Genomic DNA, 26231 nt, shown 5'->3' on the forward strand with positions numbered 1-26231 from the left:
GAGCAGCCATACTTGCCGGTAGTCATGACGTCCTCTCCTCCGACCGCACCGTCCCCGGCGACCGGCTCACCAGCGCCGCTCGCGGTCGCGCTCCTGACCCTCGGCTGCGCCCGCAACGACGTCGACTCCGAGGAGATCGCCGGACGCCTCGCGGCTGACGGGTTCCGGCTCGTCGACGACCCGGAGGACGCCGACACCGTCGTGGTCAACACCTGCGGGTTCGTCGACGCGGCCAAGAAGGACTCGATCGACACCCTGCTGGCCGCTGCGGACCTCAAGGAGGCCGGCCGGCCGCAGACCGTGGTGGCGGTGGGCTGCCTCGCCGAGCGGTACGGCGCCGAGCTGGCCGACGAGCTGCCCGAGGCGGACGCCGTCCTGGGGTTCGACGACTACCCCGACATCGCAGCCCGGCTGCGGTCGATCGTGGCGGGGGAGCGGCCGCACCCGCACACCCCGCAGGACCGGCGGCGGCTGCTGCCGATCAGCCCGGCCGAGCGGCCGGCAGCTGGAACGGCGGTCTCGACAAGCTCGACCACCGGACCGGCGCGGGCCCGGCTCGACTCCGGTCCGATGGCGGCCCTCAAGCTGGCCAGCGGGTGCGACCGGCGCTGCACGTTCTGCGCGATCCCGATGTTCCGCGGCTCGTTCGTCAGTCGCCGGCCCTCCGACGTGCTGGCCGAGGCCGTCTGGCTCGCCGGACAGGGCGCGCGGGAGCTGTTCCTGGTCTCGGAGAACTCCACGTCGTACGGCAAGGACCTCGGCGACCTGCGGCTGCTCGAGACCCTGCTCCCCGAGCTGGCCGCGGTCGAGGGCATCGACCGGGTCCGGGTGTCCTACCTGCAGCCTGCGGAGACCAGGCCGGGCCTGATCGAGGCGATCGCGACCACACCGGGCGTCGCGCCGTACTTCGACCTGTCGTTCCAGCACGCCAGCAACGCGGTGCTGCGCCGGATGCGCCGGTTCGGCGACCCGGAGAGCTTCCTCGGTCTCCTCGACCAGGTGCGCTCCCTGGCGCCGGAGGCTGGCGTCCGATCGAACGTGATCGTCGGCTTCCCCGGTGAGACCGATGAGGACCTCGACATCCTCTGCGACTTCCTCACCGCCGCCCGCCTCGACGTGACCGGCGTGTTCGGCTACTCCGACGAGGACGGCACCGAGGCGGAGACCTTCGAGGGCAAGCACGACGAGGACGAGATCCGGGCGCGCGTCGCCCACGTGACCGACCTGGTCACCGCGCTCAACGGCGAGCGTGCCGAGGAGCGGATCGGCAGCACCGTCGAGGTGCTGGTCGAGCAGCTCGACAGCGACCGGCCGGACCACTGCGAGGGCCGCGCCGCCCACCAGGGGCCGGAGGTCGACGGCAGCACGCTGGTGCGGGGCTGCACTGACGTGAGGATCGGCGACCTCGTGCGCGCCGTGGTGGTCGAGAGCGACGGGGTCGACCTGGTCGCGGAGGCGACGGGAGAGAAGCGATGAGCGGTGCAGAGGGCGGCACCACGCCGACCACCGGGGCGGTGGCGAAGCCGAGCAACTGGAACCTGCCCAACGCGCTGACCACGCTGCGGATCGCCTCGGTGCCGTTCTACGGCTGGGCGCTCCTCGCCGACGGCGGCGACTCCGTCCTCTGGCGCACGGTCGCCTGGGCGATCTTCGTCGCGGCCATGGTGACCGACAAGGTCGACGGCGACATCGCGCGCAAGCGCAACCTCATCACGAACTTCGGCAAGATCGCCGACCCCATCGCCGACAAGGCCATCACCGGGATGGCGTTCATCGGCCTGGCGATCATCATGGACACCTGGTGGATGTGGACGATCGCGATCGTCGTCCTGGTCCGCGAGTGGGCGGTCACCCTGCTCCGGCTCTCCGTCCTCAAGTCGGTCGTGATCGCGGCCGCGCAGAGCGGCAAGTGGAAGACCATGGCGCAGGCGCTCGCGCTCGGGTTCCTCACCCTGCCGCTGCTCGAGGTGGACGGCTGGCTCGACCGGCCCGGTGAGGTCACGTACGCCGGCGCGCTCGCGATGCTGGTGGTCGCCTTCGCGCTCACCCTGTGGTCGGGCTACGAGTTCTTCCGGGACGTCTGGAAGCAGCGCCACGTCATCCGCGCCAAGGCGCCGGCGGCCGGCGCCCGCTGAGCCGAAGGTAAAAGTTTCCGGCGCTGGTCTAGCCATTTCACGCTGAAATTCGTGTTTCGGCCAGAAATCGCCGAGTCAGATTTCTCCGAAACGCTGCGCAGTTGTCGGCGTGGGCGCTTATGGTCCCTGTGACTTCCCCCACCGCCTGCTCGTGACGCCAAGCAAACCCGCCCGCGAGGCAGGGCTCCTCGCTGTGCTCGTCCTCGTGGAAAGTGCCTCATGCCTTCACCTCGTCAGGTCCTGGTCGGAGTCCTCGGACTCGGACTGACCGTCACCGGTCTCTCGCTCGCTCTTCCCACGCCGGCCGCACAGGCGGTGGGCGGGGTCTTCATCTCCGAGTTCCACTACGACGACAGCACGGCCAACGACGCCGGCGGCGTGGGTGAGTTCGTCGAGGTCACGGCTCCCGCAGGCACCGATCTGACGGGTTGGAAGATCCAGCTCGTCAACGGCAACGGCAACACGGTCTACCGGACCGACACGCTGTCGGGAACGGTCTCCAACCAGGTCGACGGGTGGGGGGCCAGCGTCCTGACCTATCCCGCCAACACGTCGGGCGGGGTGTTCCAGAACGGCTCGCCCGACGGCGTCGCGCTGCTCAACGCGAGCAACTCGGTCGTCGAGTTCATCTCGTACGAGGGGCCGATGACCGCCATTCTCGGCACGCCGGGCGTGAGCACCACGTCCGTCGACACCGGTGCGGCCGCGGTCGAGACGAACACGACCCCGGGCACGCACTCGCTCCAGCGCCAGACCGACGGGTCCTGGGCTGCGCCTGCCCTGGCGACCAAGGGCACGCCCAACGGCTTCGACACCGGCGGCGACCCCGACCCCGACCCGGTTTCCGTCACCAACCCCGGCAACAAGACCGGCATCGTGGGCACTCCGATCACGCCGTTCACCGTCGCCGCAACCGGTGGCACGGGCAGCTACACCTGGTCGGCGACGGGTCTGCCCACCGGGGTGAGCATCAACACCTCCACCGGTGAGGTCTCCGGGACGCCGTCGGCGGCCTGCACCTGCAGTGTCACGGTCACCGCGACCGACTCCACCGGTACCAGCAACGCGACGTTCACCTTCACCGTCACCCCGCCGGCCGAGGTCGTCCCGATCCACGAGGTCCAGGGCACCGGCGCGCGGTCGCCGTTCGCGCCCGCCGACGGCAACGGCGCCGGGCAGGTCAAGTCCGTCGAGGGCATCGTCACCGCGCTCTACCGCACCGGCGGCTTCAACGGCATGTTCGTCCAGACCGCCGGCACCGGCGGCCCGACCGACGCCACCCCGGGCGCGTCCGACGCGCTCTTCGTCTTCGGCGGCTCCAACACCGTCAACATCCCCTCGGACGTCGTCATCGGCGACTCCGTGCAGGTGACCGGCCCGGTCAGCGAGTTCTTCAACTCCACCCAGATCAGCCCCGCCGCGGGCGGCGTGGTCGAGCTCAGCTCGCCGCTCGCCCCGGTCGCCGGGCTCGAGATCGCCTACCCGACCACGGAGGCGAACCGCGAGGCGCAGGAGGGCATGCTCCTCGCGCCGACCGACACGTTCACGGTCACGAACACGTTCCAGACCAACGGCTTCGCCGAGATCGGCCTCGCCACCGGCGACGTCCCGCTGAGGCAGCCGACGGAGTTCGCCGCACCGGGTGACACCGCAGCCCTCGAGGCGATCGTCGCGGACAACGCGGCACGCGCCGTCACGCTCGACGACGCGGCGACGGTCAACTACCTCTCGAACCAGACCAACAAGGCCATCCCGCTGCCGTGGCTCACCGGCACCTCGTCACCGCCGCGCGTCGGCGCGGAGGCGACGTTCACGTCGCCGGTCATCCTCGAGTTCCGCAACAACATCTGGAAGTTCCAGCCGCGCGCCCAGGTGACCGGCTCCGGGTCGGACGTGGTGACCTTCGAGGACACCCGGGCCACCAACCTGACCCCCGCGGACGTGGGCGGCGACCTCCAGATCGCGACGTTCAACGTCCTCAACTACTTCAACACCACCGGTGAGGCGTACGTCGCCGCCGGGCCGCTCCAGAGCCCGCCGGTCGACACCCACTGCACGTACTTCACCGACCGGGAGGGCAACCGGATCGGCAACAACCAGTGCGGCACCCGTGGCCCGGGGATCCCGTCTCCCAACGACGGCCGCGGCCCGCGCGGCGCGGCGACCCAGGTCAGCCTGGAGCGCCAGGAGGACAAGCTCGTCCACACCATCGAGGCCCTCGACGCCGACATCATCGCGCTCGAGGAGATGGAGAACTCGATCAAGCTGGTCGGCGAGACCAACCGCGACGACGCGCTCGCCCACCTGGTCGGGCTGCTCAACGACGCGGCGGGCACCACGAAGTGGAAGTACGTCAAGAGCCCGGGTGAGTCGACGACGGCGTCCGCCGTCGCCGAGCAGGACGTCATCCGCAACGCGTTCATCTACCAGCCGGCGACCGTCGCCGCGGTCGGGCAGTCGGACATCCTGTTCGGCACCAGCGAGTTCGCCAACGCCCGCGAGCCGCTGGCCCAGGCGTTCAAGGCCGCCGGCGCGCCCAACAGCGACGCCTTCGCCGTGATCGTCAACCACTTCAAGTCGAAGGGCGACAACGCCTCGCCGGCGCCGCCGGCGACGGGCGACAACGCCAACAACACCTACACCGGCGCCTTCAACGGTGACCGGGTGCGCCAGGCGCAGCGGCTCGTGCAGTTCGCGAACGACTTCGCGGCCGAGCGGAACATCGACGAGGTCTTCCTCGCCGGCGACTTCAACTCCTACACGATGGAGGAGCCGATGCAGGCCCTCCACGACGGCGGTTTCGAGCCGGTCGAGTCGAGCGACGACCCGACCGAGGAGAGCTACTCCTTCAGCGGCCTCTCCGGCTCCCTCGACCACGTGCTCGGCAACACGGCGGCCCGGGCCCTCGTGACCGGTGCCGACATCTGGCAGATCAACGCCAACGAGTCGATCGCCTACCAGTACAGCCGGTTCAACTACAACGTCACCAGCTTCTTCAACCCGAACGACCCCTTCGCCACCTCGGACCACAACCCCGAGGTCGTCGGCCTCGACGTGCCGGAGGTCGTCCCGACCACCACCAAGAAGATCCAGGTCCTCGGCACCAACGACTTCCACGGTCGCCTTCTGCCGGACGGCGGCAACGCGGCCGGCGCGGCGCCGTACGCCACGGCCGTCAACGAGCTCCGCGCGGAGGTCCCGGCCGGCAACACGATCTTCGCCGCCGCCGGCGACCTGATCGGTGCGTCGACGTTCGAGTCGTTCATCCAGAAGGACGAGCCGACCATCGACGCCCTCAACGCCATGGGTCTCGAGGTCTCCGCTGCCGGCAACCACGAGTTCGACCAGGGCTACGAGGACTTCGTCGGCCGCGTGCAGAACCGGGCCGACTGGACGTACATCGCCACCAACATCGACGAGCCCGCGGGCCGTGACGACCTGGCCGAGAGCTGGACCAAGACGGTCGACGGCGTCGACATCGGCTTCGTCGGTGCGGTCACCGAGGACCTCCCGACTCTCGTGAACCCCTCCGGGATCGAGGGCGTCGGTGTCCTCGACATCGTCACCGCGGTGAACGAGGAGGCGGCCGAGCTCAAGGCGGCCGACGTCGACATCATCGTGCTGCTGGTCCACGAGGGCTCGCCGTCGACGGACTGCTCGTCGGTGAACTTCACCGACCCGGCCACGGTCTGGGGCAACATCGTCCAGAACACCTCGTCCGACGTGGACGCGATCGTCTCGGGCCACACCCACCTGGCCTACAACTGCCGCTACCTCGTGCAGGACTGGGTGGACGACTCGCGCACGGTCACCCGCCGGCCGGTCGTCTCCGCAGGTCAGTACGGCACGAACCTGAACCAGCTGGTCTTCAACTTCGACACCACCTCCGGTGCCCTGGTCGAGATCGAGCAGGACGTCATCGGTACGGCGGGCGTCGGCTACGCGCCCGACCCTGCCGTGCAGGAGATCGTCGACGACGCGGTGGCCTTCGCCAACACCGCCGGCGCCCAGGTGCTCGGCCAGGTCGAGGGTCCCTTCAACCGCGCCGTCTACAACCCGGCCTCCGGCCAGACCGAGAACCGTGGCGGTGAGTCCACCCTCGGCAACCAGGTCGCCGAGGTGCAGCGCTGGGCCACCCAGCTGCCCGACCAGGGCGTGGAGGCCGACATCGCCTTCATGAACCCCGGCGGCCTGCGGGCCGACATGACCGGCGAGGCGCCGGCCAACCCGGGCGACCCGCGCGACCTGACCTTCCGCCAGGCCGCCAACGTCCAGCCGTTCGCCAACACGCTGGTGAACATGGTGCTGACGGGCGCCCAGATCGAGACCGTGCTCGAGCAGCAGTGGCAGCGCACGCCCCAGGGCAGCGTCCCGTCGCGGCCGTTCCTGCGGCTCGGCGTGTCCGAGGGGTTCACCTACACCTACGTCGAGACGCCCGAGACGGTCAACGCTCCGAACTCGGCCCCGGTCAGCACGTTCCGCGGTGAGGTCACCGGGATGTGGCTCAACGGCGTGCCGATCGACCCCGCGACGCCGTACTCGGTGACGGTCAACTCGTTCCTCGGCACCGGTGGCGACAACTTCCACGAGCTCGCCAACGGGACGAACAAGGTCGACACCGGGCGGGTGGACCTGCAGGCCATGGTGGACTACATGGCCGCGGTCGCACCGGCGGGCACCCCGCTCCCGGTCGACTACAGCCAGCGTGCCGTCGAGGTCGAGTTCCCGGCAGGCGCACCCGAGGTCTACGGCCCCGGTGACGCCGTCGCGTTCGACGTCGCGTCGTGGACCATGTCCACCGACGCCGACACCAAGGACAACCAGGTCCAGGTGAAGCTCGGTGACGAGGTGCTCGGCACGGCGCCGCTGAACAACGCGATCGGCACGGCGCCGTACGACACGTACGGCAAGGCCACCGTGAGCGTCACCCTGCCGGCGAACATCACCACCGGCGACCACGAGCTCACGCTGGTGGGCGCCCAGACCGGCACCGAGATCCCGGTGCCGATCGAGGTCGAGCGGGAGACGACCGAGATCCAGATCCTGGGCACGAACGACTTCCACGGCCGGATCCTGCAGACCGCGGCGAACCGGGAGGGCGGCGGCGCCGTGCTGTCCGGAGCCGTCAAGCAGCTGCGTGGCCAGAACCCGAACACCGTGTTCGCGGCGGCGGGCGACCTCATCGGTGCCTCGACTTTCGAGTCGTTCATCCAGAAGGACAAGCCGACGATCGACGTTCTCAACGAGGCCGGTCTCGAGGTGTCCGCGGTGGGCAACCACGAGCTCGACGCGGGGTACGACGACCTCGTCAACCGGGTGATGGCTGCCGAGAGCGAGGAGAACCCGCAGGGCGGCGCGGCGTGGGAGTACATCGCCGCGAACATCGAGGAGCCCGAGGGCCAGGAGAACATTGCGGAGACATGGACGCAGCCGTTCGGTGACGTCGAGGTCGGCTTCGTGGGTGCTGTGACGGAGGATCTCCCGTCGCTGGTGTCCCCGGCCGGCATCGAGGGCCTGACGGTCACCGACATCGTCAACGCGACCAATGCCGCTGCGGCCGACCTCAAGGCCGCCGGCGCGGACGTGGTCGTCCTGCTGGTGCACGAGGGCTCGCCGTCGACGAACTGTGCGTCCGCGAACTTCACGGACCCGGCAACGGTGTGGGGCAACATCTCCCAGAACGCCTCGGCGGACGTGGACGCGATCATCTCCGGTCACACGCACCTCGCCTACAACTGCACGATCAATGATCGTCCGGTGGTCTCGGCGGGCCAGTACGGCACGAACCTCAACCAGCTGGTGTTCACGGTGGACGACGGCACCGGCGAGGTCACGGGCGTCAGGAGTGCGCTGCTGCCGCTGATGACCCCCGACCCCGACGGGAGCGGTCCGGGCCTGCCGACGGCGAACTACCCGGCCGACCCGGCAGTGACCCCGATCGTCAACGACGCGGTGACAAAGGCCAACGAGCTCGGGGCGCAGGTGCTCGGCCAGATCGAGGCACCGGTCAACCGGGCCAAGCTGGCCGACGGCACCACCGAGAACCGGGGCGGGGAGTCCACGCTGGGCAACCAGGTGGCCGAGGTGCACCGGTGGGCGACCGAGAACCCGGAGTCGGGCTCGGCCCAGATCGCGTTCATGAACCCCGGTGGCCTGCGTGCGGACATGACAGGGACGGTCAACGGCGGTGCTCGGGACGTCACCTACAAGCAGGCTGCGTCGGTCCAGCCGTTCGCCAACACCCTGGTCAACATGGACCTGACCGGTGCGCAGATCGAGACGGCGCTCGAGCAGCAGTGGCAGCGTGACGCGGGCGGCAGCGTCCCGTCCCGCCCGTTCCTGCGGCTCGGCGCGTCGGAGGGCTTCAGCTACACCTACGTGGAGACCCCCGCGACGGTGAACGGCACCGCCACCTTCAGGGGTGAGGTCACCGGCATGTGGCTCGACGGCGTCGAGATCGACCCGGCGACGACGTACTCGGTCACGGTGAACTCCTTCCTCGCGTCGGGTGGCGACAACTTCCGTGAGTTTGCCAACGGCACGAGCAAGGCCGATACCGGCAAGGTCGACCTGCAGGCGATGGTCGACTACATGGCTGCGTTCGCGCCGGTCGGCAGCCCGCTGCCGGTGGACTACAGCCAGCGGGCCGTGGAGGTCCACAACGTCGCGGAGCACTACGAGCTCGGTGGCGACCTGACGTTCAACGTCGAGTCGTGGACGATGTCCGCTCCCGGCGACGTGAAGGACACGGAGATCCAGGTGAAGCTCGGCGACACCGTGCTCGGTACCGCACCGCTGGACAACACCATCGGCACCGTCGTGTACGACCAGTACGGCAAGGCGACGATCGACGTACCACTGCCGGCCGACGTGCCGGTCGGGGTGCACGACGTGACCCTCGTCGGACCGGCGACCGGCACCGCGATCACGGTCCCGATCACGATCTCCAGGAAGACGTCCACCGTCACCGGCACGGACGTGACGATGGAGTACGGCAGGAGCGCGACCATGGCGGTCACGGTCACCGCCGACGGCGTCGTGCCCACCGGCGTGGTCACGATCAAGTCCAACGGGACGACGATCGGCTCCGGCACGCTGACCAACGGGGCCACCGACGCCACGATCGGCGCCAAGCGGCTCCCGATCGGGGTCCACGAGGTGAGGGTCGCGTACGCCGGCAACGGGTCGGTCAAGCCCAGCTCCACGACCGCCACGGTCACGGTGACCAAGGCGACGCCGACGATCGTGCGCTCGCGCACAGAGGTGGAGTACGGCAAGACCACCGTCATCCCGGTCCGCGTCGCGGCGCCCGGCCTGGTGCCGACCGGCACCGTCGAGCTCTCGGTCGACGGCACCGTGATCGGCACCGGCACCCTGGAGAACGGGGCGGACACCGTCGACATCGCCGCGAAGGTGCTGCCGCCGTCGAGCACGGCCTACACGGTGACGATCAGCTACTCGGGAGACGACCTCGTGAAGGCAGGCGACGGGACCGCGGTCCTGGTCGTCAGGAAGGCGACCCCCACGGTCACCGGCACCGACGTCACGATGAGAGCGGGAACGGTCTCGTCGATGCGCGTCGAGGTCACCGCCGACAACGTGGTCCCGACCGGGCGGGTGGTGCTGTCCCACAACGACGTCATCCTGGGTGCAGGAACCCTCACGGACGGCGTGACGAGCGCGAGGATCGGTCGCGACAAGCTGCCTGCCTCGGACACGCCGTACACCGTGACGGTGCGGTACGTCGGTGACGGGTTCGTGAAGACGGGATCGACGACCGCGCAGGTCACCGTCAACCCGTAGGAACGGGGGCCGGTCTGCTCCGTGGGCCGGCCCCTCTCCTACGCTCTGGTCATGACCGACCCCGACCCCATCGTCGAACGGCTCACCGAAGCCGGGGAAACCGTCGCGACCGCCGAGTCGATGACCGGCGGCAGGCTCGCTGCCCGGCTGACCGACGGGGCGGGCTCGTCCGCTGCTTTCCTCGGTGGCGTGGTCAGCTATGCCACTGAGGTCAAGATCTCCGTCCTCGGGGTGCCCGAGGCGCTCGTCGACGACCACGGCGTCATCTCCGCGGAGTGCGCTCGCTCGATGGCCGAGAGCGTGCGGAGGCTGATGGGCGCCACCTACGGCGTCAGCACCACCGGCGTCGCCGGACCGGACACCCAGGAGGACCAGCCCGTCGGAACCGTGTTCGTCGGCGTCGCGGGGCCGGACGGCACCGATGTCCGCCGGCTCGCGCTCGACGGCGACCGGATGGCGATCCAGAAGGAGACCGTGGCGGAGGCATTGTCGGCGCTGGGTGCCACGATGGACGACGACGGGGGGTCGTCGGCCGGTCGTGACCCGGAACATCCGACCCTCGGGTAGCGTTGGGTCAGACCCGCGGCGCCGTCGAGGTGTGGGGCCGCGGCCACGGGTACGGGAGACGAGAGGAGATCGGCAATGGCGTTGTTCCGACGGATGCTCGGAGATGTACTGCGCGAGCGCCGCTCCGAGCTCGGCCTGACCCTGCGCGAGGTGTCGGGCGTCGCCCGGGTCAGCCTCGGCTACATCTCCGAGATCGAGCGCGGGCAGAAGGAAGCGTCGTCCGAGCTCCTCGCCTCGCTGTGCGACGCGCTCGAGGTGCCCCTGTCCCAGGTGCTCCGCGACGTCGCCGACGCGGTGGCCGTCGAGGAAGGCTTCGCGCCCACCCTCGAGCCCACGCCGCTCAACCTGCCGCAGCCCGACCGCGTCGTCGCCTCGGCCGCCTAGGGTCAGCGCAGCTGCTGGCGCGCTGCGTTCTCGAGCCGCGCGATCCGGTCCGCCATCGGCGGGTGCGTCGCGAAGAGCCGCGACAGGTCGCTCGGGCGGAACGGGTTGGCGATCATCAGGTGGCTCGCGTTCTGCAGCTGCGGCGTCGGGGGCAGCGGAGCCCGCTGCGTGCCGACCTCCAGCTTGCGCAGCGCCGAGGCGAGCGCGAGCGGGTCGCCGGTGAGCCGGGCACCGTCCTCGTCGGCGTCGTACTCCCGCGTCCTGCTGATCGCCAGCTGGATGACCATGGCCGCGAACGGGGCCAGCAGCGCCATCGCGATCATCGCCAGCGGGTTCGGCCGGTCCTCGTCGCTGCCGCCGCCGAAGATCGACGTGAAGGCCAGGAACTGGCCCACCGAGCTGATCACGCCGGCGACCGCGGCCGCGACCGACGAGGTGAGGATGTCCCGGTTGTAGACGTGCATGAGCTCATGGCCGAGCACGCCGCGCAGCTCGCGCTCGTCGAGCAGCCGCAGGATGCCCTCCGTGCAGCAGACCGCCGCGTTGGCGGGGTTGCGGCCGGTCGCGAAGGCGTTCGGCGCGGCCGTCGGGGAGACGTACAGCCGCGGCATCGGCTTGCCGGCGGTCTCCGAGAGCTCGCGCACGATCCGGTACATCCCCGGCGCCTGAGCCTCGGTGACCGGGTAGGCGTGCATCGCGCGGATCGCGAGCTTGTCGGAGTTCCAGTAGCCGTAGGCCGTCGTGCCGACGCCGATGAGCGCGAAGACCCAGATGAAGAGCGAGTTGCCGGTAGCCGCGGCGATGGTGCCGCCGACGGCCAGGAGCAGGCCGATGATGGCGGCGAACAGCGCCGCGGTCTTCAGTCCGTTGAGATGCCTGTTCACGCCGAATTCAACGCGATCAGGCCGGCTCTCGTTCCCTCAGCGACGAGTGTTCAGGGTCATCTCAGGGTCTGCCGCGGCTGGCAGGACGGGCACCAGTAGGTCGTGCGCCGCTTCGTCGCGGGACCGACCTCGCCGGCCTGGATCGGGGTGCCGCAGCGCAGGCACGACTGGCGCTGGCGACGGAAGACCCACACCGTTCCCTTCCGCTCGCCCGCGGTGGTGGGGCGGCCGTGGTAGACGCCGTTGCGGAGCAGCTGCCGGCCTCGTTGGAGCAGGCGCCCCGGGTCGGAGACGGCGCTGACCGGGCCGAGCGGGTGCGCGCCTTGGAGGAAGCAGACCTCGGCGAGGTAGATCGTGCCGATGCCGGCGACCACGGTCTGGTCGAGCAGCGCCTCGCCGAGCGGTCGGTCGGGGTCGGCGAGGAGACGACGCAGCGCCTCCTGCTCATCGAAGTCCTTGGCCATCAGGTCGGGACCGAGATGGCCGATGATCGCGTCCTCGTCGGCGGTCGGGACGATCTCGACGACACCGAGGGCGAAGCCGACCGCCTCCGTCCCTGCGGTCTTGAGCACGACCCGCGCCTCGTGGGCCGGCCGCGGCCACCGTCGTCCGGCCTCGATGAGCCGCCAGACCCCCTCCATCTTCAAGTGGGTGTGCAGGGTCAGCCGGCTGCCGTCGTGCTCGAGTCGCGTGAGCAGGTGCTTGCCGTGGGTACCGGTGCCGTGGACGGTGGCGCCGGTGAGGTCGACGGTCGCCAGTGACGGCCACCGGAAGTCGGTCGCCGTCAGGACCCGGCCGGCGAGTCCGCGGTCGAGCCGGCGCGCGGTGAGGAAGACGGCATCGCCCTCGGGCACGTCTGGTCCTAGCCCCGGATCCGCAACCCGCGCGGCGTGGCGACGAAGCCGGCCGCGTCCAGGGCGGCCCGGAGCGCACTCGGCCCGGAGCCGAGCAGCGGCGCCCCGTCGGCCTTCTCGACGGTGAGCCTGCCGAGCGTGCCCCGACGGACCGCGGTGGACAGCGCCTCCGCTGCCGGACCGAGCAGCTCGGGCTCGTCGCTCCAGGTGAGCAGCGTGCGGCCGCCGCGCTCGACGTAGAGGACGAGAGCACCGTCGACGAGCACGACGAGCGCCCCGGCCTTGCGCCCCGGGCGGTGCCCGCTCTCCGCCTCGCCGGCCGGCCAGGGCAGCGCTGCGCCGTAGGGGTTGGCGGGGTCGGTGGCGGCCAGCGCGATCGCGACCGGCTTGTCGTGGTCGGGCACGGAGGAGAAGGTGCGGAGCCGGTCGATCGCGCCCGCGGTGCCGAACTGGGCGGCGCCGAGGCCCTCGACGAAATAGCCGCGGCGGCAGCGGCCGGACTCCTCGAACGCGGACAGCACGCGGTAGACCGCCGCGAACCCGCCCGGCACCCGCTCGCTGACCACCGCGCCGCGGGTGACCACGCCGTGCCGGTCGAGCAGTCGCTCGGCCGTCGCGTGGGCGCGGCGGGTCGGGTCGGTGTCGATCGCGGGCAGCAGCGCCCAGCGACCGGCGGTCTCGGGCGGTCCGGAGCGGGCGACCCGTCCGGGCCGCGGAGCGGCCTGGCGGCTCCGGTGGGCCGGACGGCCGGAGCGGGTGAGCGCCCGGAGCGGTGCCAGGGTGTCGTTGCTGACCCGGCCGGACCACACCAGCTCCCAGAGCGCGGTGCTGAGCGCGGTGTCGTCCAGGCTGCCGACGGAGTCGCTGAGCTGGCGGAAGAACCACGCCCCGCCCGGGGCGAGCGCGGTGAGCACCTGACGCTGCAGCTCGTCGTCGACCTCGGCCACTGGGTCGGGGAGGGTCAGCGGCGCCTGGTCGGCGAGATGGAGCGAAACCCAGCCGTCGCTGCCCGGCAGGGCACCGTGCCCGGCCCAGACGACCTCGCCGGTGGCAGTGAGCTCGTCGAGGTAGGCGGGCTCGTAGTCGCGGACCCGGGCGGCCAGCACCAGCGGCTCGAGCGCCGACGCCGGGACCGGAGCGCCGGCGAGCTGCTCGACCGCGCGCAGCACCCCGTCGATGCCGCGCAGCCCGCGGGACCCGCCGCTGGTCGAGCCTGTCGAGATCTGCTGCCAGCCGGCCGAGAACCGGGCGAGCGCGACCGGCTCGACCGGCTCGATCTCCTGACGCAGCTTGGCGAGCGATCGGCGCCGCAGCCGGCGCAGCACCTCGAGGTCGCACCACTCGTCGCCCACGCCGGTCGGCCGGAACTCACCGGTCAGCACCCGTCCCTGCGCCTCGAGCCGCTGGAGGGTGTGGCGGACGACGGCAGCGCCGAGCCCGAGCCGTTCGGCGACCTGCTGGTCGGTGAACGGGCCGTGGGTGCGGGCGTAGCGCCCGACGAGGTCGGCCAGCGGGTCGTCGACCGGCTCGGTGAACGTGGCGGGCGTGCCCGGCGGGACCGGGACACCAAGACCATCGCGCAGCCGGGCGACGTCCTCGACGACGGCCCACGCGTCGCCATACGGCATGCGGACCTGGACGACGCGTCGCGCCGCGGCGAGATCCGCCAGCCAGTCGGCGACGGACGCGTCCGGCACAGTCCGGGCCGCGGCCTCCTCGGTGGTCAGCGGACCGAGCAACCGCAGCAGGTCGACCATGCCCTCGGCGTCGCGGGCCCGGCGGTCGGGAGCGACCCGCTGGAGCTCGGCCTCGACCTCGGCGAGCACGTCGGGATCGAGGAGCTCGCGCAGCTCCGCCCGGCCGAGCAGCTCGGCGAGCAGCCCCTGGTCCAGGGTCAGCGCCGCTGCCCGGCGCTCGGCGATGGGGGAGTCGCCCTCGTAGACGAACTGGGCGACGTAGCCGAACAGCAGCGTCCGGGCGTACGGCGATGGCGTGCTGGTCTCGATGTCGGTGACCGTGACCTCGCGCCGCTGCACCCGGCTCAGCAGGGCTGTCAGGCTCGGCAGGTCGTAGACGTCGTTGAGCACCTCGCGGACGGTCTCGAGCACGATCGGGAACGACGGGTAGCGCGCGGCCACCTCGAGCAGCGCGGCGGCCCGCTGGCGCTGCTGCCACAGGGGGCTGCGGCGGCCCGGGTCGCGCCGCGGCAGCAGCAGCGCGCGGCCGGCGCACTCGCGAAACCGGCTGGCGAACAGCGCCGACCCGCCGACCTCGCGGGTGACGATCTCGTCGATCTCGTCGGGCTCGAACACGACCAGGTCGGCGCTCGGCGGCTCGGCGTCGGTGTCGGGGATCCGGATCACGATGCCGTCGTCGGAGGCGACCGCCTGGCTGCCCTGGCCGGCGAGGCCGTAGCGCTCGCGCAGCCGGGCGTTGATCGCCAACGCCCAGGGAGCGTGGACGGCGGTGCCGTAGGGGGAGTGGAGCACCAGTCGCCAGTCGCCGAGCTCGTCACGGAACCGCTCGACGAGGAGCGTCGTGTCGCTCGGCACCAGCCGGGTGGCGTCGACCTGCTCGCGGAGGTAGGCGACCAGGTTGGACGCGGCGTTGTCGTCGAGGCCCTCGGCCAGCGCCCGGGCGCGCGCCTGGTCGTCCGGCATCGCCGCCAGCTCACGGGTGAACGCGCCGACCGCGGCGCCGAGCTCGGCGGGGCGCCCGAGCGTGTCGCCCTTCCAGAACGGGAGCCGTCCGGGGACGCCGGGGGCGGGGGTCACGAGCACCCGGTCGTGGGTGATGTCCTCGATCCGCCAGCTGGTGGCACCGAGCGCGAACACGTCGCCCACCCGGCTCTCGTAGACCATCTCCTCGTCCAGCTCACCGACCCGGCGGCCGGTGCCGTCGCCAACGAGGAAGACGCCGTAGAGGCCGCGGTCGGGGATGGTCCCGCCGCTGGTGACGGCGAGTCGCTGAGCGCCCGGCCGGCCGGCGATCCGGCCGGTCACCCGGTCCCAGGTGATCCGGGGCCGGAGCTCGGCGAACTCGTCGCTGGGGTAGCGGCCCGCGAGTAGGTCGAGCACGGCGTCGTAGGCGGACCGCGGGAGGCTGGAGTACGACGCTGCGCGGCGCACCGTGTCGAAGAGCTCGTCGACGTCCCACTCGTCGAGGGCGGTGGCGGCGACGATCTGCTGGGCGAGCACGTCGAGCGGGTTGGCCGGCACCCGGAGGGCCTCGATCCCGCCCGCGCGCATCCGCGCGACCGACACCGCGGCCGGCGCGAGGTCGCCCCGGTGCTGGGGGAAGAAGACGCCCTTGGAGGTCTCACCGACCTGGTGGCCGGCCCGCCCGACCCGCTGCAGTGCGCTGGCCACGCTCGGCGGCGACGCGATCTGCAGCACCTGGTCGACGGCGCCCATGTCGATGCCGAGCTCGAGGCTGCTGGTGGCGACGACCGCCGGCAGCCGCCCGGCCTTGAGGTCGTCCTCGATCTGGGCGCGCTGCTCCTTCGAGACCGAGCCGTGGTGGGCCTTGGCCAGCAGCTGCGCCGAGCCGGCGGACGCACCGGACTGGGCCATCACCTGCGCCGGCGGGATCACCCCGTCGGGGCTCTCGCCGGTGGCGATCTCGTTGAGCCGGGCGGTCAGCCGCTCCGCGGTGCGGCGGGAGTTGGCGAACACGATCGTCGAGCGGTGCTCGCGGATCAGCTCGGCGACGCGCTCCTCGACGTGGGGCCAGATGCTGGCGCGGCGGCGGGCCGCCGGGTCACGCAGGTCGCCGAGGTCGTCGTAGGCCTCCACCTCGGCCTGCTCCGTTGGTCGAGCCTCTCCAGACCCGGGCTCGGTCATGTCCTCGACCGGCACGACGACCTGGAGGTCCCACCGCTTCTCGGCCGGCGGGGCGACGACCTCGACCGGCGCCTTGCCGCCGAGGAACCGGGCGACCTCCTCGGTCGGTCGCACGGTTGCCGAGAGGCCGACCCGCTGGGCGGGTCCGGCGAGCAGCGCGTCGAGCCGCTCCAGAGTCAGGGCGAGGTGGGCGCCGCGCTTGGTCCCGGCGACGGCGTGGACCTCGTCGACGATGACGGTCTCGACGCCCTGCAAAGACTCGCGGGCCCGGCTGGTCAGCATCAGGAACAGCGACTCGGGCGTGGTGATGAGGATGTCGGGCGGCCGAGTGGTGAGGGTACGGCGCTCGTTGGCGGGTGTGTCACCCGAGCGGATGCCGACCTTGAGGTCGCGCAGCGACCCGCTACCGGCGGAGAGCCGGTCGGCGGTCTGCCGGATCCCGGCCAGCGGCGCGCGGAGGTTGCGCTCAACGTCGACGGCGAGGGCCTTGAGCGGCGAGATGTAGAGGACGCGCGTGCGCCTCGTCCTGTCCTCGGGCGCCGGCGTGGTGAGCAGCCGGTCGATCGACGCGAGGAACGCGCTCAGCGTCTTGCCCGAGCCGGTGGGCGCGACGACCAGGGTGTGCCGCCCGCTGGCGATCGACGCCCAGGCGCCCGCCTGCGCCGGCGTCGGCTCGGCGAACGCGGCCCGGAACCAGGTCCGGGTCGGCTCGCTGAACCTGCTCAGCGCGTCGGGCTTCTCGGGCACCTGACCATCCTTGCGCACCGCACCGACACCGCAGAGGGTGGAAGCCGTGCCCGACTTCCCGCTGCTCCTCCACACCGCCATCGACACCACGGACTGCCGCGGGCTCGCGGAGTTCTACCGCGAGCTGCTGGGTGCTCGCTACCGGCCGGGTGACGAACCACCTGCCGACGGGTCGCCCGACGACGCCCACTGGCTGGTGCTCCTGGACGACGCCGGCGACCGGTTGCTCGCCTTCCAGCAGGTCGAACGGCTCGAGCGCACCACGTGGCCGGAGCACGACGTGCCGATGCAGATGCACCTCGACTTCACGGTGCCGAGCCGCGAGGAGCTGGAGCGGCACCGCGGGCGCGCGGAGGCGCTCGGGGCGAGCCTGCTCCTGGATCGCACCGGAGCCGAGGACGAGCCGCTCTACGTCCTCGCCGACCCCTCGGGCCACCCGTTCTGCATCTTCGTCGGCTGAGTCCGGCTACTTGACCGGCAGCGACCCCGCGTATGACGCCCCGCGCTCGACCCACTCGGCGAGCGCCTCGTCGGACGCGACGTCGGGACCGGCGACCCGGAGCCACCCGGACATCTCCCGGCCGCGCATCTCCATCGGACGGGCCGGGGTCGTCGCGATCAGCCGCTCGCCCTCCTCCGGATCGACCCGCACCAGAATGCCGCCCTGGCTGCTGGCGGCGATCGCCATTTTGCCGCCGACCATGAAGCCGAGGCCGCCGAACATCTTCCGCTCGGTCAGGAGCGGAGCGCCCTCGAGCAGCGCCCGGACCCGATCGGCGAGTGCTTCGTCGTACGCCATTGCCGCAGAGTAGGACGCCGCACCGACACTGGCCGCAGAATGAGGTCATGAGCCGCCGTACCCGCTGGATCGCGGCCGCGATCGCCGCGGCCGTGGTGGTGGCGTGCGTCCTCGGCTGGTGGCTGCTGCGGTCGGACGCCGATCCGGCTCCGGAGGCCGAGCCGCCCCCGGCGTCCGCGGCGCCGACCGTCACCCCGGGGCCGGCCCTGGCCCCGGACCGGTGCCAACGACCGACCCGCCGTCCGTTCACGCCCGAGCGGATCTCGATCGACGGCGTGGTCGAGGATGCCGCAGTGATCGGGGTGCCGCGCGACAGCCGCGGCGTGACCGGGGTGCTCCCCGAGGACAACAAGGTCGACGTCGCGTGGGACCTCGGCGGCATCCGGCCGGGGGACGACCGCGGCAACGTGCTGCTCAACACCCACACCTGGCCGGACGGCAGCGCCCTCGGCAACGCCATGCTCGACGAGCTGCGCAAGGGCGACCTGATCGTGCTGCACGGCCGCGACGGCAGGCTGCTCTGCTACCAGGTCGCGCGGCGTCTGGAGGTGCTGGCGGCCGACGGCTACAAGCCGTACTACGGGACTGACGGCCCGCCGCGGATCGCGTTCATCGTCTGCTCTGGCACCCGCAGCAGCGCGGGGGAGTGGAGCCACCGGACGATCTGGTTCGCGCTGCCGATCGGCTGACCCACTCGACTCGGGCACGATGGAGCCATGACGAGCGAGCTGGTGCCCTACCTCTGCGTCGACGACGCCCGTGCGGCCATCGAGTGGTACGTCGACGTGCTCGGTGCCGAGGTCGTCTACGAGCCCATCGTGATGCCCGACGGGAAGGTCGGCCACGTCGAGCTGGCCCTCGACGGCGCTCGCTGGATGATGGCCGACGCCCATCCGGACCTCGACTTCGAGGCGCCGCTGCCGGACCGGGGCGCCGCGGTGACGCTGCACGTGACGGTCCCCGACGTCGACGGTCTGTGCGACCGGGTCACCGCAGCCGGCACCGTCCTCGCCCGCGGCCCGGAGGACAGCCCGCCGGCGGGCCGGGTCGCGGTGTTCCGCGACCCGTTCGGGCACCGGTGGTTCCTCAACCAGCCGGTCCCGGGCGTCACCCAGCCGTGACCGGCCGCCAGTCCGGGTCACGTCCGATGAAGCCGAGCATCTTGGCCTGCCAGTCCGCGTCGTCCGGCACGGGCACGCGGGCGCCGTACTGCCCGCTGTCACGGAGGACCTGATCCATCGGCAGCATGCCCTCGTAGAGCTCCCGGCAGCGCGCCTCGTCGAGGCGGTCGTCCTGGCCGGTCGCGCGGGCGAGGTCCCAGGTGTGCATGAAGACGTCGTTCGTGTAGAACCGCGAGACCGCCGCGGGCAGCGGCATCTCGGGCAGCCGCCGGTGGGCGAAGGTCGTCGTCGCGGTGGCGGGGTCGTCGAGGACGGCCTGGACGCCGGCGGCGTGCTTCTCCCACGCCCCGACCGGGTCGTCGTCGACCGACGGGCCGGGCGCGAGCTCGATGCCCGAGCCGCCGGCGAGGAAGCCGGGGAGCCACTCCACGAGGTGGCGTACGACGTCGCGTGCCTTCCAGTCCGCCACCGGGCTCTGGGCGTCCCACCCGTCCGCGGACACGCCGCGCACCCGGTCGGTGAACGTCGCGGCGATGCTGCGGTGCTCCTCGGCGGGGTCGGTGGGGATCACGAGGCCGAGCCCACCAGGCCGGCGAGGACCTCGTCGAGCGCGGCGTAGCCCTCGTTGATGCCGACCTCCATGCCGCTGGCCATCATCCCCGCCTGCGCCTCCATCGACTCGACGAGGGAGAGGATCTCCAGCCGGGTACGGCCGTCGCCGAGGTCGTGGAGCTCGAGGGTCTCGAGGGCGACCGCGTCCGGCATCTCCTCGAACCCGAAGGTCTGCACGATCTTCTCGTTCTCCCACACGCGGTGGATCGAGCCATAGAAGTGGGCGACCTCCTCACCGTCGCGGAGCGCCGTGTAGCGGTACTCCCCGCCGGTGCGGATGTCCCACTTCTCGATGTCCATGTCGATGGACCGCGGGCCCATCCACTGCCGGACGAGGTCCGGCTCGACGTGCGCGCGGTAGACGAGCTCCACCGGGGCGTCGAACTCGCGCACGATCCGGACCGTCGGGATGTTCGGGTCCGCCTCGATGAGGGTCTCGGGCTGGGTCTGGGTGTTCATCCTGCTGCTCCCTTGTCTCGGTTCTCGGCCTCGTGCTCGGCCTCGTACTTGTCGTTGTCCCGGCCCTGGAGCCGGTCGAGGAGCGTGTCGAGTCGCTGGTAGCGCTCCTCCGCCTGCCGGCGGTACCGCTCGATCCACTTCGTCATCAAGTCGAAGACCTCCGCATCGAGGTGCACGGGCCGGCGCTGGGCGTCCCGGCTCCGGCTCACCAGGCCGGCCTCCTCGAGCACCTTGAGGTGCTTGGAGACGGCCTGCAGCGAGACGTCGTACGGCGCTGCCAGCTCGCTCACCGTCACCCCTTCGACGGAGCCGGCGGCCAGCCGGGCGACCATGTCGCGCCGCGTCGGGTCGGCGAGCGCGGAGAAGACCCGCGACAACCGGTCCTCGTGTTCAACCATGTGGTTGATCAAACCCCACGCCGCCGGCTTTGTCAACCCGCTGGTTGACAAGAACGCGGTAATGGTCGGGCGGATGGCCGCCCGGGGAGCGGGTAGCACGCCGACATGAGTGAGGAACCCGAACGTCCCACGGTCAGCCAGCCGCTGCACGGTCCCCGCCGGTCCTACGGCAAGCCGGCGATCCTGGTGATCGCCATCCTGCTGGCCGTCCTGGCAGTCTTCGCGCTGATCACCTACCTGCGCTACGAGACCTGACGCCGGAGCGGCTGCCGCTTCATGACCCCAGGCCGCGGCGGAGGGCCGCAAGCGCGCGGTCCAGCTCGGCGTCGGTGACGCCGCCGAACCCGACCACGAGCCCGCTCATCCGGGCGGAGCGGCAGTAGCGCGAGATGGGGGCGACGTCGAACCCCGCGTCGCGGGCGGCGGCCCGCGCGCGTCGTACGGCGGGCGACGGCATGAACCACGTGGAGTACATCCCAGCCGCGGGGCCGGCGGGGATGCCGTGGGGCGCGAGGACCTCGGCGACGCGCGGCGCACGGTCGGCGTAGACGCGACGCGCGGTGCGGACGACCTTGTCGACCCAGCCCTCGCGGAGCAGGGCGAGCAGCGCCCGCTGGGTCGGCCACGACGGCATGTCGTAGGTGCGCGCACGCAGGTCGACGAGGGGTCGGAGGAGGGCCGGCGGCGGGACCATCCACCCCAGCCGCAGGGCCGGGCCGACCGACTTGGAGGCCGTGCCGAGGTACGCGACCCGGCTGCGGTCGAGGGCCGCGAGGGCCGGGATCGGCGCGACGTCGTACCTGAGCTCGGAGTCGTAGTCGTCCTCGACGACCAGGGCGCCGTGCTCCTGCGCGGCGGCCAGCAGGGCAAGTCGGTCGGCGGCCGGCATGACGTGGCCCAGCGGGTGCTGGTGGGCGGGCGTGACGTACGCGGCGGCCAGGCCGGCCATGGCGATCGGCCCGGTGGCGGGAAGGTCCACGACCTCCCGGCCGGTCACGCGGACGCACTGCTCGGCAGCGCGGTAGCCGGGGTCCTCCACGCCCACCGGCCCGTCGGGCAGGTAGGGGAGCAGCTGCCGGAGGCCGTCGGTCGTGCCCGCCGTGAGCAGGACCTCGTCCGGGTCCACGGCGAGGCCGCGGGTGCGCGCCAGCCGGTCGGCGACGGCGATCCGGAGCTCCGGGATCCCGCGGGGGTCGGGATAGCCCGCCGGCGGGGTGAGGGTCGAGACCTCGCGCCAGGCGCGACGCCAGCCGGCGCGGTGCCGCGGGTCGATCCAGGGCGAGCCCAGGTCGAGGCTGACCAGCTCGGGTTCGGCGGCCCGGCGCGGCCGTCGGTGCGCCGTCGACGGGGGAGCGCCGCCGGACGCCACGAACGTCCCCGAGCCCTGCTGGGCGGTGATCCATCCTTCAGCGCGGAGCTGGTCGTAGGCCTGTTCGGTGACCGACCGCGCGACTCCGAGGTCCGAGGCGAGGGCGCGGGTGCTGGGCAACCGGTCACCGGGGGCGAGGGCCCCGCCCACCACCAGGTCGCGCACCTGGGTCGAGAGCTGTACGCCGAGGGGCTCGGGCCGGTCCCGGTCGAGCCGGACGGGAAGGGTCTTCACGGCGCAAGTGTCCTGTCGGAATCCTCGATAAGTGGCCCGTGACGCCGGGCCAATCCCTCCCGAGACTAGTCCCATGCAGACCTTGTCGCCCACCCCTCGCACCACCGTCACCCGCGGTGCGAACCGGGCGGTCGGGGAGCGGGACCGGCTCCTCGACCTCCTCGCGGACGCCCTGACCGCCCACCTCGGTGTCGTCGTGACCCGGGACGGAGCCACCCACCCGGTGGTGCTGCCCGTCGCGTTCGCCGTCGACCCCGACGGCCCGGACGAGGGCGGCACCCTCTACCTCCACGGCTCCACCGGGGCCGGCTGGCTGCGGGCGGCGCTGGTCTCCGACGTGTGCGTCACCGTCACCGAGCTGGACGGCCTGGTCGCCGCCCGCTCCGCGTTCTCGCACTCGATGAACTACCGGTCGGCGGTCGTCATCGGCCGCGCCCGGATGGTCGACGACCCCGCGGAGCGCCGGCACGCGCTGGACCTGGTCGTCGACCACATGATCCCGGGCCGGTCCGCGACGCTGCGGGCGTCGACGCGCAAGGAGCTGGCGGCGACCGCGGTCCTCGCCCTGCCGCTGCGCGAGGCCTCGATGAAGGAGCGGGCGGGCGGCCCGGTCGACGAGCCCGAAGACGTCGCGACCGGCGTGTGGGCCGGGCACATCCCGCTACGGCGGACGGCGCTGCCGCCGGTCAGCGCGGACGACTCCCACGACGACGTGCCCGCCGACGTACGGCTCCGGGCGGACGCGCTGGCATGAGCGCCCCCGCCGCCCGGCGTCAGCGGCGGAACCGCAGCCACACCAGGGAGCCGACGTACGCCGCGCCGGCCACTGCGCCGAGCGCGGCGTATGGCTGACCGTCGTTGCCGCGCGCGACCTCGACCACGAACATCGCCAGCACCGCCGCGATCACGCACAGGCCGGCGAAGGTCGTCGCCGACTGGTCGATGGCGTTGATCCGCTCGTCGCGCCGCTCCATCAGCCCACGAGCGGTCTCGCTCCACCGGGAGGCCACCAGGAAGGCTGCGCCGGCGGCGAGCATGACCAGCAGCCCGGTCACGCCGAACCCGGGGTCGTCGCCGACCAGGCCCGCGACGAGGTAGGCGACCCCGATCGCGGCTGCCGTCAGCGGGACGATCCAGTACGTCAGGGTCCGGGGGGACTCACGCGTCGACATCGAAGACCTCCTCGACGGTCGCGCCGAAGTGTCGCGCCAGGCTGATCGCCAGGGGGAGCGACGGCAGGTAGCGGCCGTTCTCGATCGAGTTGATGGTTTGGCGCGACACGCCCATCGCCTTCGCGAGGTCGGCCTGGGACAGGCCGGCCCCGATCCGAAGGGTGCGCACGCTGTTCTGCATGTGTCAAGCATGCTTGACATTGAGGGGTGATGTCAAGGGTGCTTTACATCAGCCGCGCGCCATCGGTGGCGACACGATCTTCGCCGGCCCGCGCCGGTAGAGCAGCGCGCGGCGACCGCCCGCACCGGTGGGGGAGCCGTGGGCGTCGGTGGGGATCACGAACCCCTCGGTGCCGAGCACCTTGCGGCGGAAGTTGCCGAGGTCGGGCGGGGTGCCCCAGACGGCGGTGTAGACCCGGCGCAGCTCCGGGAGCGTGAACGGCTCTGCGACGAACTCGGTCGCGAGCGTCGTGTACTCCAGCTTCGACCGCACCCGCTCCCGCGCGTCGAGCAGGATCTGCCGGTGGTCGAAGGCGAGCTCGGGTGCCTCCTCGGCCGCCCCGTCGGCGGGCGACAGGAGGTCGTCGACCACCCACCAGCGCGCGTCGGCGGCGTCCGTGCCGGCGGTCGGCTCGGGGAGGTCGGGAGCGAGGGCGACGTGGGCGACCGAGACCACCCGCATGCGTGGGTCGCGGTCGGGAGCCGAGTAGGTGCGCAGCTGCTCGAGGTAGCCAGGAAACCGCTCGACCCCCGTCTCCTCGTGCAGCTCGCGCCAGGCCGCCTGCTCGGCGTCCTCGTCCGGCTCGACGAAGCCGCCGGGCAGGGCCCACTGTCCCGCGAACGGCTCCTCGCCGCGCTCGACGAGCAACACTGAAAGGGCGCCGTCGCGGATGGTGAAGATCGCGAGGTCGACGGCGACGGCGAACGGGGGGTGGTGGCTCATACCTCGACGCCCGCTTCGGCCATCTCGCGGACCGCGGCCTCGCTGGTCTCGGGGGCGACGCCGGCGTGCAGCCCGTCGAGCAACCGGACGGCGAACCCCTCCCGCCGCGCGTCGAGCGCGGTCGCCCGGACGCAGTAGTCGGTGGCGATCCCGGAGATCTCGACGTCGGTGACGCCGGCTGCCCGCAGCACGTCGGCCAGCGCCGAGCCGTCGTCGGTGACACCCTCGAAGGCGGAGTACGCCGGCACGCCCTGCCCCTTCCGCACGTGGTGGGTCACGGCGTCGGTCACCAGCTCCGGTGCGTAGTCCGAGCCCGGGCCGTCCGACACGCAGTGGACGGGCCAGGTCGAGACGTAGTCCGGCTCCTCGCCCGGCGCCGCGAAGTGGCCGCTGTTGGTTTCTCCGTCCACAGGCGCGTGGTGCCAGTCGCGCGACGCGGCGATCACGGCGTAGTCGCCGGCGTGGGTGGCGAGGTGCTCGCTGATCCGGGTGGCGACGTCGCGGCCGCCGGTCACGCCCAGCGAGCCGCCCTCGACGAAGTCGTTCTGGACGTCGACGACGATCAGCGCCCTGGTCGGTGTGCTCATGGTGCTCTCCTCCTCGGTGGGGGCATGGGTGACGGTGAGGTACGGCGCTCCGGCTGCGACCGAGAGCGCCTCGGCCGGGAGGCTCCGCAACGCAGCAGCGGTGAACGCGCGGACCTCCTCGATCCCGGGCCGGTGGACGATGGCCCCGCCGCGCATCACCGGCACCTGCACCGGGCGCGCGCCCGCCGGGGCGGGGTCGCCGGGGACGGTGAAGCTCTCGCGGACGAGCAGCCCGGCGGCGTCGTACTCCCGCCAGGCGGTCTTGTGGCCGCCGAGCGAGACCTTGTCCTTCGACTTCTTCGAGACCGGTCGGAGCGGGCCGTCGACGGTGTCGCTGACCGCGACCAGCTTGTAGACCATGCTCGCCGTCGGGTGGCCGGAGCCGGTGGCGACGCGGGTGCCGACGCCGTAGCCGTCGATGGGCGCGTCGGCCAGTGCGGTGATGACGAACTCGTCGAGGTCGCTCGTCGCGACGATCCTCGTCGACGTCGCGCCGAGCTCGTCGAGCAGGGCACGCGCCCTGGCTGCCTCGTCGGCGAGGTCGCCCGAGTCGATCCGCACCGCGCCGAGGCCCGTCCCCGCGACGCGGACCGCGGTACGGATGCCCTCGGCGGTGTCGTAGGTGTCGACGAGCAGCGTGGTGCCGACGCCGAGCGCCTCGACCTGGCTGCGGAACGCGGCCTCCTCGCTCTCGTGCGCCAGCGTGAACGCGTGGGCCGCCGTGCCGACGGTGGGGATGCCGTAGCGCCGTCCGGCCGCCAGGTTGCTGGTCGACGCGAAGCCCGCGAGGTAGGCGGCGCGGGCGGTGGCGACCGCCGCCTGCTCGTGGGTACGGCGACCGCCCATCTCGATGAGCGGGCGGCCCTCCGCGGCGGTGACCATCCGCGCCGCCGCCGACGCGATCGCGGTGTCGTGGTTGAGCACGCTCAGCACCAGCGTCTCCAGCACGACGCACTCACCGAGCGTGCCGCGGACCGTGAGCACCGGGCTGCCGGGGAAGTAGAGGTCTCCCTCGGGGTAGGCGTCGATGTCGCCGCGGAACCGGAACTTGCGCAGGTACGACGCTGTCTGCTCGCCGATCACGCCCTGCTCCTGGAGCCAGGCCACCTCGTCGGCGTCGTAGGTGAACGACTCGACGAGGGGGAGGAGCCGGCCGAGGCCGGCGAGCACGCCGTACCTCCGGCCCTCCGGCAGCCGCCGCGCGAACACCTCGAACACCGCGGCGTTCTCCGCCGACCCGTCGCGGACCCAGGAGTCGAGCATGGTGAGCTCGTAGCGGTCGGTCAGCAGGCCGGTGCGGTCGGTCACGGGACGCTCCCTT

The 26231-nt window shown here is 72.1% G+C and carries 22 protein-coding genes; 10 read left to right on the plus strand and 12 right to left on the minus strand.

Going from position 1 to position 26231, the window contains the following annotated elements; genetic code table 11:
- Nucleotides 1-24: 24 nt before the first annotated feature.
- From rimO to F0U47_RS13965, 5 genes are all read left to right on the plus strand, one after another.
- Complete coding sequence (gene rimO / locus F0U47_RS13945) at nt 25-1476, plus strand: 30S ribosomal protein S12 methylthiotransferase RimO (protein ID WP_149751079.1); 1452 nt, start codon at nt 25-27, stop codon at nt 1474-1476.
- The gene (gene pgsA, locus F0U47_RS13950; protein WP_149751080.1) at nt 1473-2135 is read left to right on the plus strand and encodes a CDP-diacylglycerol--glycerol-3-phosphate 3-phosphatidyltransferase; all 663 of its coding nucleotides are present in this window, start codon (nt 1473-1475) and stop codon (nt 2133-2135) included. The genes rimO and pgsA overlap by 4 nt, the downstream gene beginning before the upstream one ends.
- Before the next feature lie 219 nt (nt 2136-2354).
- Nucleotides 2355-9938: an ExeM/NucH family extracellular endonuclease gene (locus F0U47_RS13955; RefSeq protein WP_149751081.1), complete on the plus strand. Its 7584-nt coding sequence runs from the start codon at nt 2355-2357 to the stop codon at nt 9936-9938.
- 51 nt (nt 9939-9989) lie between these two features.
- Nucleotides 9990-10505, plus strand: coding sequence for a CinA family protein (locus F0U47_RS13960; RefSeq protein ID WP_149751082.1), 516 nt, complete (start codon nt 9990-9992; stop codon nt 10503-10505).
- Nucleotides 10506-10580: 75 nt separating this feature from the next.
- Nucleotides 10581-10889, plus strand: a complete 309-nt coding sequence (locus tag F0U47_RS13965; protein ID WP_149751083.1) for a helix-turn-helix domain-containing protein — start codon at nt 10581-10583, stop codon at nt 10887-10889.
- Between the two features lie 2 nt (nt 10890-10891).
- Here the strand turns inward: F0U47_RS13965 and htpX are convergent, their stop codons facing one another.
- From htpX to F0U47_RS13980, 3 genes are read right to left on the minus strand one after another with little or no spacing between them, the layout of a single operon-like run.
- Nucleotides 10892-11773, minus strand: a complete 882-nt coding sequence (htpX, locus tag F0U47_RS13970) for a zinc metalloprotease HtpX (protein ID WP_149751084.1) — start codon at nt 11771-11773, stop codon at nt 10892-10894.
- 56 nt (nt 11774-11829) lie between these two features.
- Nucleotides 11830-12627 carry an Fpg/Nei family DNA glycosylase gene (locus F0U47_RS13975; RefSeq protein WP_149751085.1) on the minus strand — a complete coding sequence of 266 codons (798 nt, stop codon included), beginning with the start codon at nt 12625-12627 and terminating at the stop codon, nt 11830-11832.
- A gap of 8 nt (nt 12628-12635) precedes the next feature.
- Nucleotides 12636-17216, minus strand: a complete 4581-nt coding sequence (locus F0U47_RS13980; RefSeq protein WP_246159627.1) for an ATP-dependent helicase — start codon at nt 17214-17216, stop codon at nt 12636-12638.
- A gap of 46 nt (nt 17217-17262) precedes the next feature.
- Between F0U47_RS13980 and F0U47_RS13985 the strand changes: the two genes are divergently transcribed.
- A complete protein-coding gene (locus tag F0U47_RS13985; protein WP_149751087.1) occupies nt 17263-17676 on the plus strand; it encodes a VOC family protein in 414 nt (137 codons plus the stop codon).
- 6 nt (nt 17677-17682) lie between these two features.
- On the opposite strand, the gene F0U47_RS13990 is transcribed toward F0U47_RS13985, so the two are convergent.
- On the minus strand, nt 17683-18015 hold the full coding sequence (locus F0U47_RS13990) for a TfoX/Sxy family protein (RefSeq protein ID WP_149751088.1): 333 nt from the start codon (nt 18013-18015) through the stop codon (nt 17683-17685).
- A 47-nt stretch (nt 18016-18062) separates the two neighbouring features.
- Here F0U47_RS13990 and F0U47_RS13995 point away from each other — a divergent pair, with 47 nt between their 5' ends.
- The gene (locus tag F0U47_RS13995) at nt 18063-18704 is read left to right on the plus strand and encodes a class F sortase (RefSeq protein WP_149751089.1); all 642 of its coding nucleotides are present in this window, start codon (nt 18063-18065) and stop codon (nt 18702-18704) included.
- A gap of 27 nt (nt 18705-18731) precedes the next feature.
- Entirely contained in the window at nt 18732-19136 is a 405-nt protein-coding gene (locus tag F0U47_RS14000; RefSeq protein ID WP_149751090.1) for a VOC family protein, read from the plus strand.
- Here F0U47_RS14000 and F0U47_RS21245 read toward each other — a convergent pair.
- From F0U47_RS21245 to F0U47_RS14010, 3 genes are read right to left on the minus strand one after another with little or no spacing between them, the layout of a single operon-like run.
- Complete coding sequence (locus tag F0U47_RS21245; protein ID WP_188111354.1) at nt 19123-19707, minus strand: TIGR03086 family metal-binding protein; 585 nt, start codon at nt 19705-19707, stop codon at nt 19123-19125. The genes F0U47_RS14000 and F0U47_RS21245 overlap by 14 nt on opposite strands.
- The gene (locus F0U47_RS21250; RefSeq protein WP_188111355.1) at nt 19704-20207 is read right to left on the minus strand and encodes an SRPBCC family protein; all 504 of its coding nucleotides are present in this window, start codon (nt 20205-20207) and stop codon (nt 19704-19706) included. Before F0U47_RS21250 ends, F0U47_RS21245 begins: the two co-directional genes overlap by 4 nt.
- The gene (locus tag F0U47_RS14010; RefSeq protein WP_149751091.1) at nt 20204-20605 is read right to left on the minus strand and encodes an ArsR/SmtB family transcription factor; all 402 of its coding nucleotides are present in this window, start codon (nt 20603-20605) and stop codon (nt 20204-20206) included. Before F0U47_RS14010 ends, F0U47_RS21250 begins: the two co-directional genes overlap by 4 nt.
- 105 nt (nt 20606-20710) lie before the next feature.
- Between F0U47_RS14010 and F0U47_RS21255 the strand changes: the two genes are divergently transcribed.
- Nucleotides 20711-20860 carry a hypothetical protein gene (locus F0U47_RS21255; protein WP_188111356.1) on the plus strand — a complete coding sequence of 50 codons (150 nt, stop codon included), beginning with the start codon at nt 20711-20713 and terminating at the stop codon, nt 20858-20860.
- A 19-nt stretch (nt 20861-20879) separates the two neighbouring features.
- Here the strand turns inward: F0U47_RS21255 and pdxR are convergent, their stop codons facing one another.
- Nucleotides 20880-22208, minus strand: coding sequence for a MocR-like pyridoxine biosynthesis transcription factor PdxR (gene pdxR / locus F0U47_RS14015; protein ID WP_188111357.1), 1329 nt, complete (start codon nt 22206-22208; stop codon nt 20880-20882).
- A 73-nt stretch (nt 22209-22281) separates the two neighbouring features.
- On the opposite strand from pdxR, the gene F0U47_RS14020 reads away from it, so the two are divergent.
- On the plus strand, nt 22282-22962 hold the full coding sequence (locus F0U47_RS14020) for a pyridoxamine 5'-phosphate oxidase family protein (protein ID WP_149751093.1): 681 nt from the start codon (nt 22282-22284) through the stop codon (nt 22960-22962).
- Nucleotides 22963-22981: 19 nt separating this feature from the next.
- On the opposite strand, the gene F0U47_RS14025 is transcribed toward F0U47_RS14020, so the two are convergent.
- Genes F0U47_RS14025 through F0U47_RS22090 form a run of 4 tightly spaced genes read right to left on the minus strand, consistent with a single transcriptional unit; the run spans nt 22982 to nt 26218 of the window.
- Nucleotides 22982-23380 (minus strand): hypothetical protein, encoded by a 399-nt coding sequence (locus tag F0U47_RS14025; protein ID WP_149751094.1) that lies wholly within the window; start codon nt 23378-23380, stop codon nt 22982-22984.
- Entirely contained in the window at nt 23367-23561 is a 195-nt protein-coding gene (locus tag F0U47_RS14030; RefSeq protein WP_149751095.1) for a helix-turn-helix transcriptional regulator, read from the minus strand. Before F0U47_RS14030 ends, F0U47_RS14025 begins: the two co-directional genes overlap by 14 nt.
- 48 nt (nt 23562-23609) lie before the next feature.
- Nucleotides 23610-24323 (minus strand): NUDIX hydrolase, encoded by a 714-nt coding sequence (locus tag F0U47_RS14035; RefSeq protein WP_149751096.1) that lies wholly within the window; start codon nt 24321-24323, stop codon nt 23610-23612.
- Entirely contained in the window at nt 24320-26218 is a 1899-nt protein-coding gene (locus F0U47_RS22090; protein ID WP_306439298.1) for a nicotinate phosphoribosyltransferase, read from the minus strand. Before F0U47_RS22090 ends, F0U47_RS14035 begins: the two co-directional genes overlap by 4 nt.
- Nucleotides 26219-26231: the final 13 nt, after the last annotated feature.

Source organism: Nocardioides antri (genome assembly GCF_008373765.1).
GTDB lineage: Bacteria > Actinomycetota > Actinomycetes > Propionibacteriales > Nocardioidaceae > Nocardioides > Nocardioides antri.

What these genes read in the sequence shown, in the direction of transcription:
- rimO (WP_149751079.1), top strand. Translation starts at nt 25, where the DNA reads ATGACGTCCTCTCCTCCGACCGCACCGTCCCCGGCGACCGGCTCACCA.
- pgsA (WP_149751080.1), top strand. Translation starts at nt 1,473, where the DNA reads ATGAGCGGTGCAGAGGGCGGCACCACGCCGACCACCGGGGCGGTGGCG.
- F0U47_RS13955 (WP_149751081.1), top strand. Translation starts at nt 2,355, where the DNA reads ATGCCTTCACCTCGTCAGGTCCTGGTCGGAGTCCTCGGACTCGGACTG.
- F0U47_RS13960 (WP_149751082.1), top strand. Translation starts at nt 9,990, where the DNA reads ATGACCGACCCCGACCCCATCGTCGAACGGCTCACCGAAGCCGGGGAA.
- F0U47_RS13965 (WP_149751083.1), top strand. Translation starts at nt 10,581, where the DNA reads ATGGCGTTGTTCCGACGGATGCTCGGAGATGTACTGCGCGAGCGCCGC.
- F0U47_RS13990 (WP_149751088.1), bottom strand. Translation starts at nt 18,015, where the DNA reads ATGGCGTACGACGAAGCACTCGCCGATCGGGTCCGGGCGCTGCTCGAG.
- F0U47_RS13995 (WP_149751089.1), top strand. Translation starts at nt 18,063, where the DNA reads ATGAGCCGCCGTACCCGCTGGATCGCGGCCGCGATCGCCGCGGCCGTG.
- F0U47_RS14000 (WP_149751090.1), top strand. Translation starts at nt 18,732, where the DNA reads ATGACGAGCGAGCTGGTGCCCTACCTCTGCGTCGACGACGCCCGTGCG.
- F0U47_RS21250 (WP_188111355.1), bottom strand. Translation starts at nt 20,207, where the DNA reads ATGAACACCCAGACCCAGCCCGAGACCCTCATCGAGGCGGACCCGAAC.
- F0U47_RS14010 (WP_149751091.1), bottom strand. Translation starts at nt 20,605, where the DNA reads ATGGTTGAACACGAGGACCGGTTGTCGCGGGTCTTCTCCGCGCTCGCC.
- F0U47_RS21255 (WP_188111356.1), top strand. Translation starts at nt 20,711, where the DNA reads ATGAGTGAGGAACCCGAACGTCCCACGGTCAGCCAGCCGCTGCACGGT.
- F0U47_RS14020 (WP_149751093.1), top strand. Translation starts at nt 22,282, where the DNA reads ATGCAGACCTTGTCGCCCACCCCTCGCACCACCGTCACCCGCGGTGCG.
- F0U47_RS14025 (WP_149751094.1), bottom strand. Translation starts at nt 23,380, where the DNA reads ATGTCGACGCGTGAGTCCCCCCGGACCCTGACGTACTGGATCGTCCCG.
- F0U47_RS14030 (WP_149751095.1), bottom strand. Translation starts at nt 23,561, where the DNA reads ATGCAGAACAGCGTGCGCACCCTTCGGATCGGGGCCGGCCTGTCCCAG.
- F0U47_RS14035 (WP_149751096.1), bottom strand. Translation starts at nt 24,323, where the DNA reads ATGAGCCACCACCCCCCGTTCGCCGTCGCCGTCGACCTCGCGATCTTC.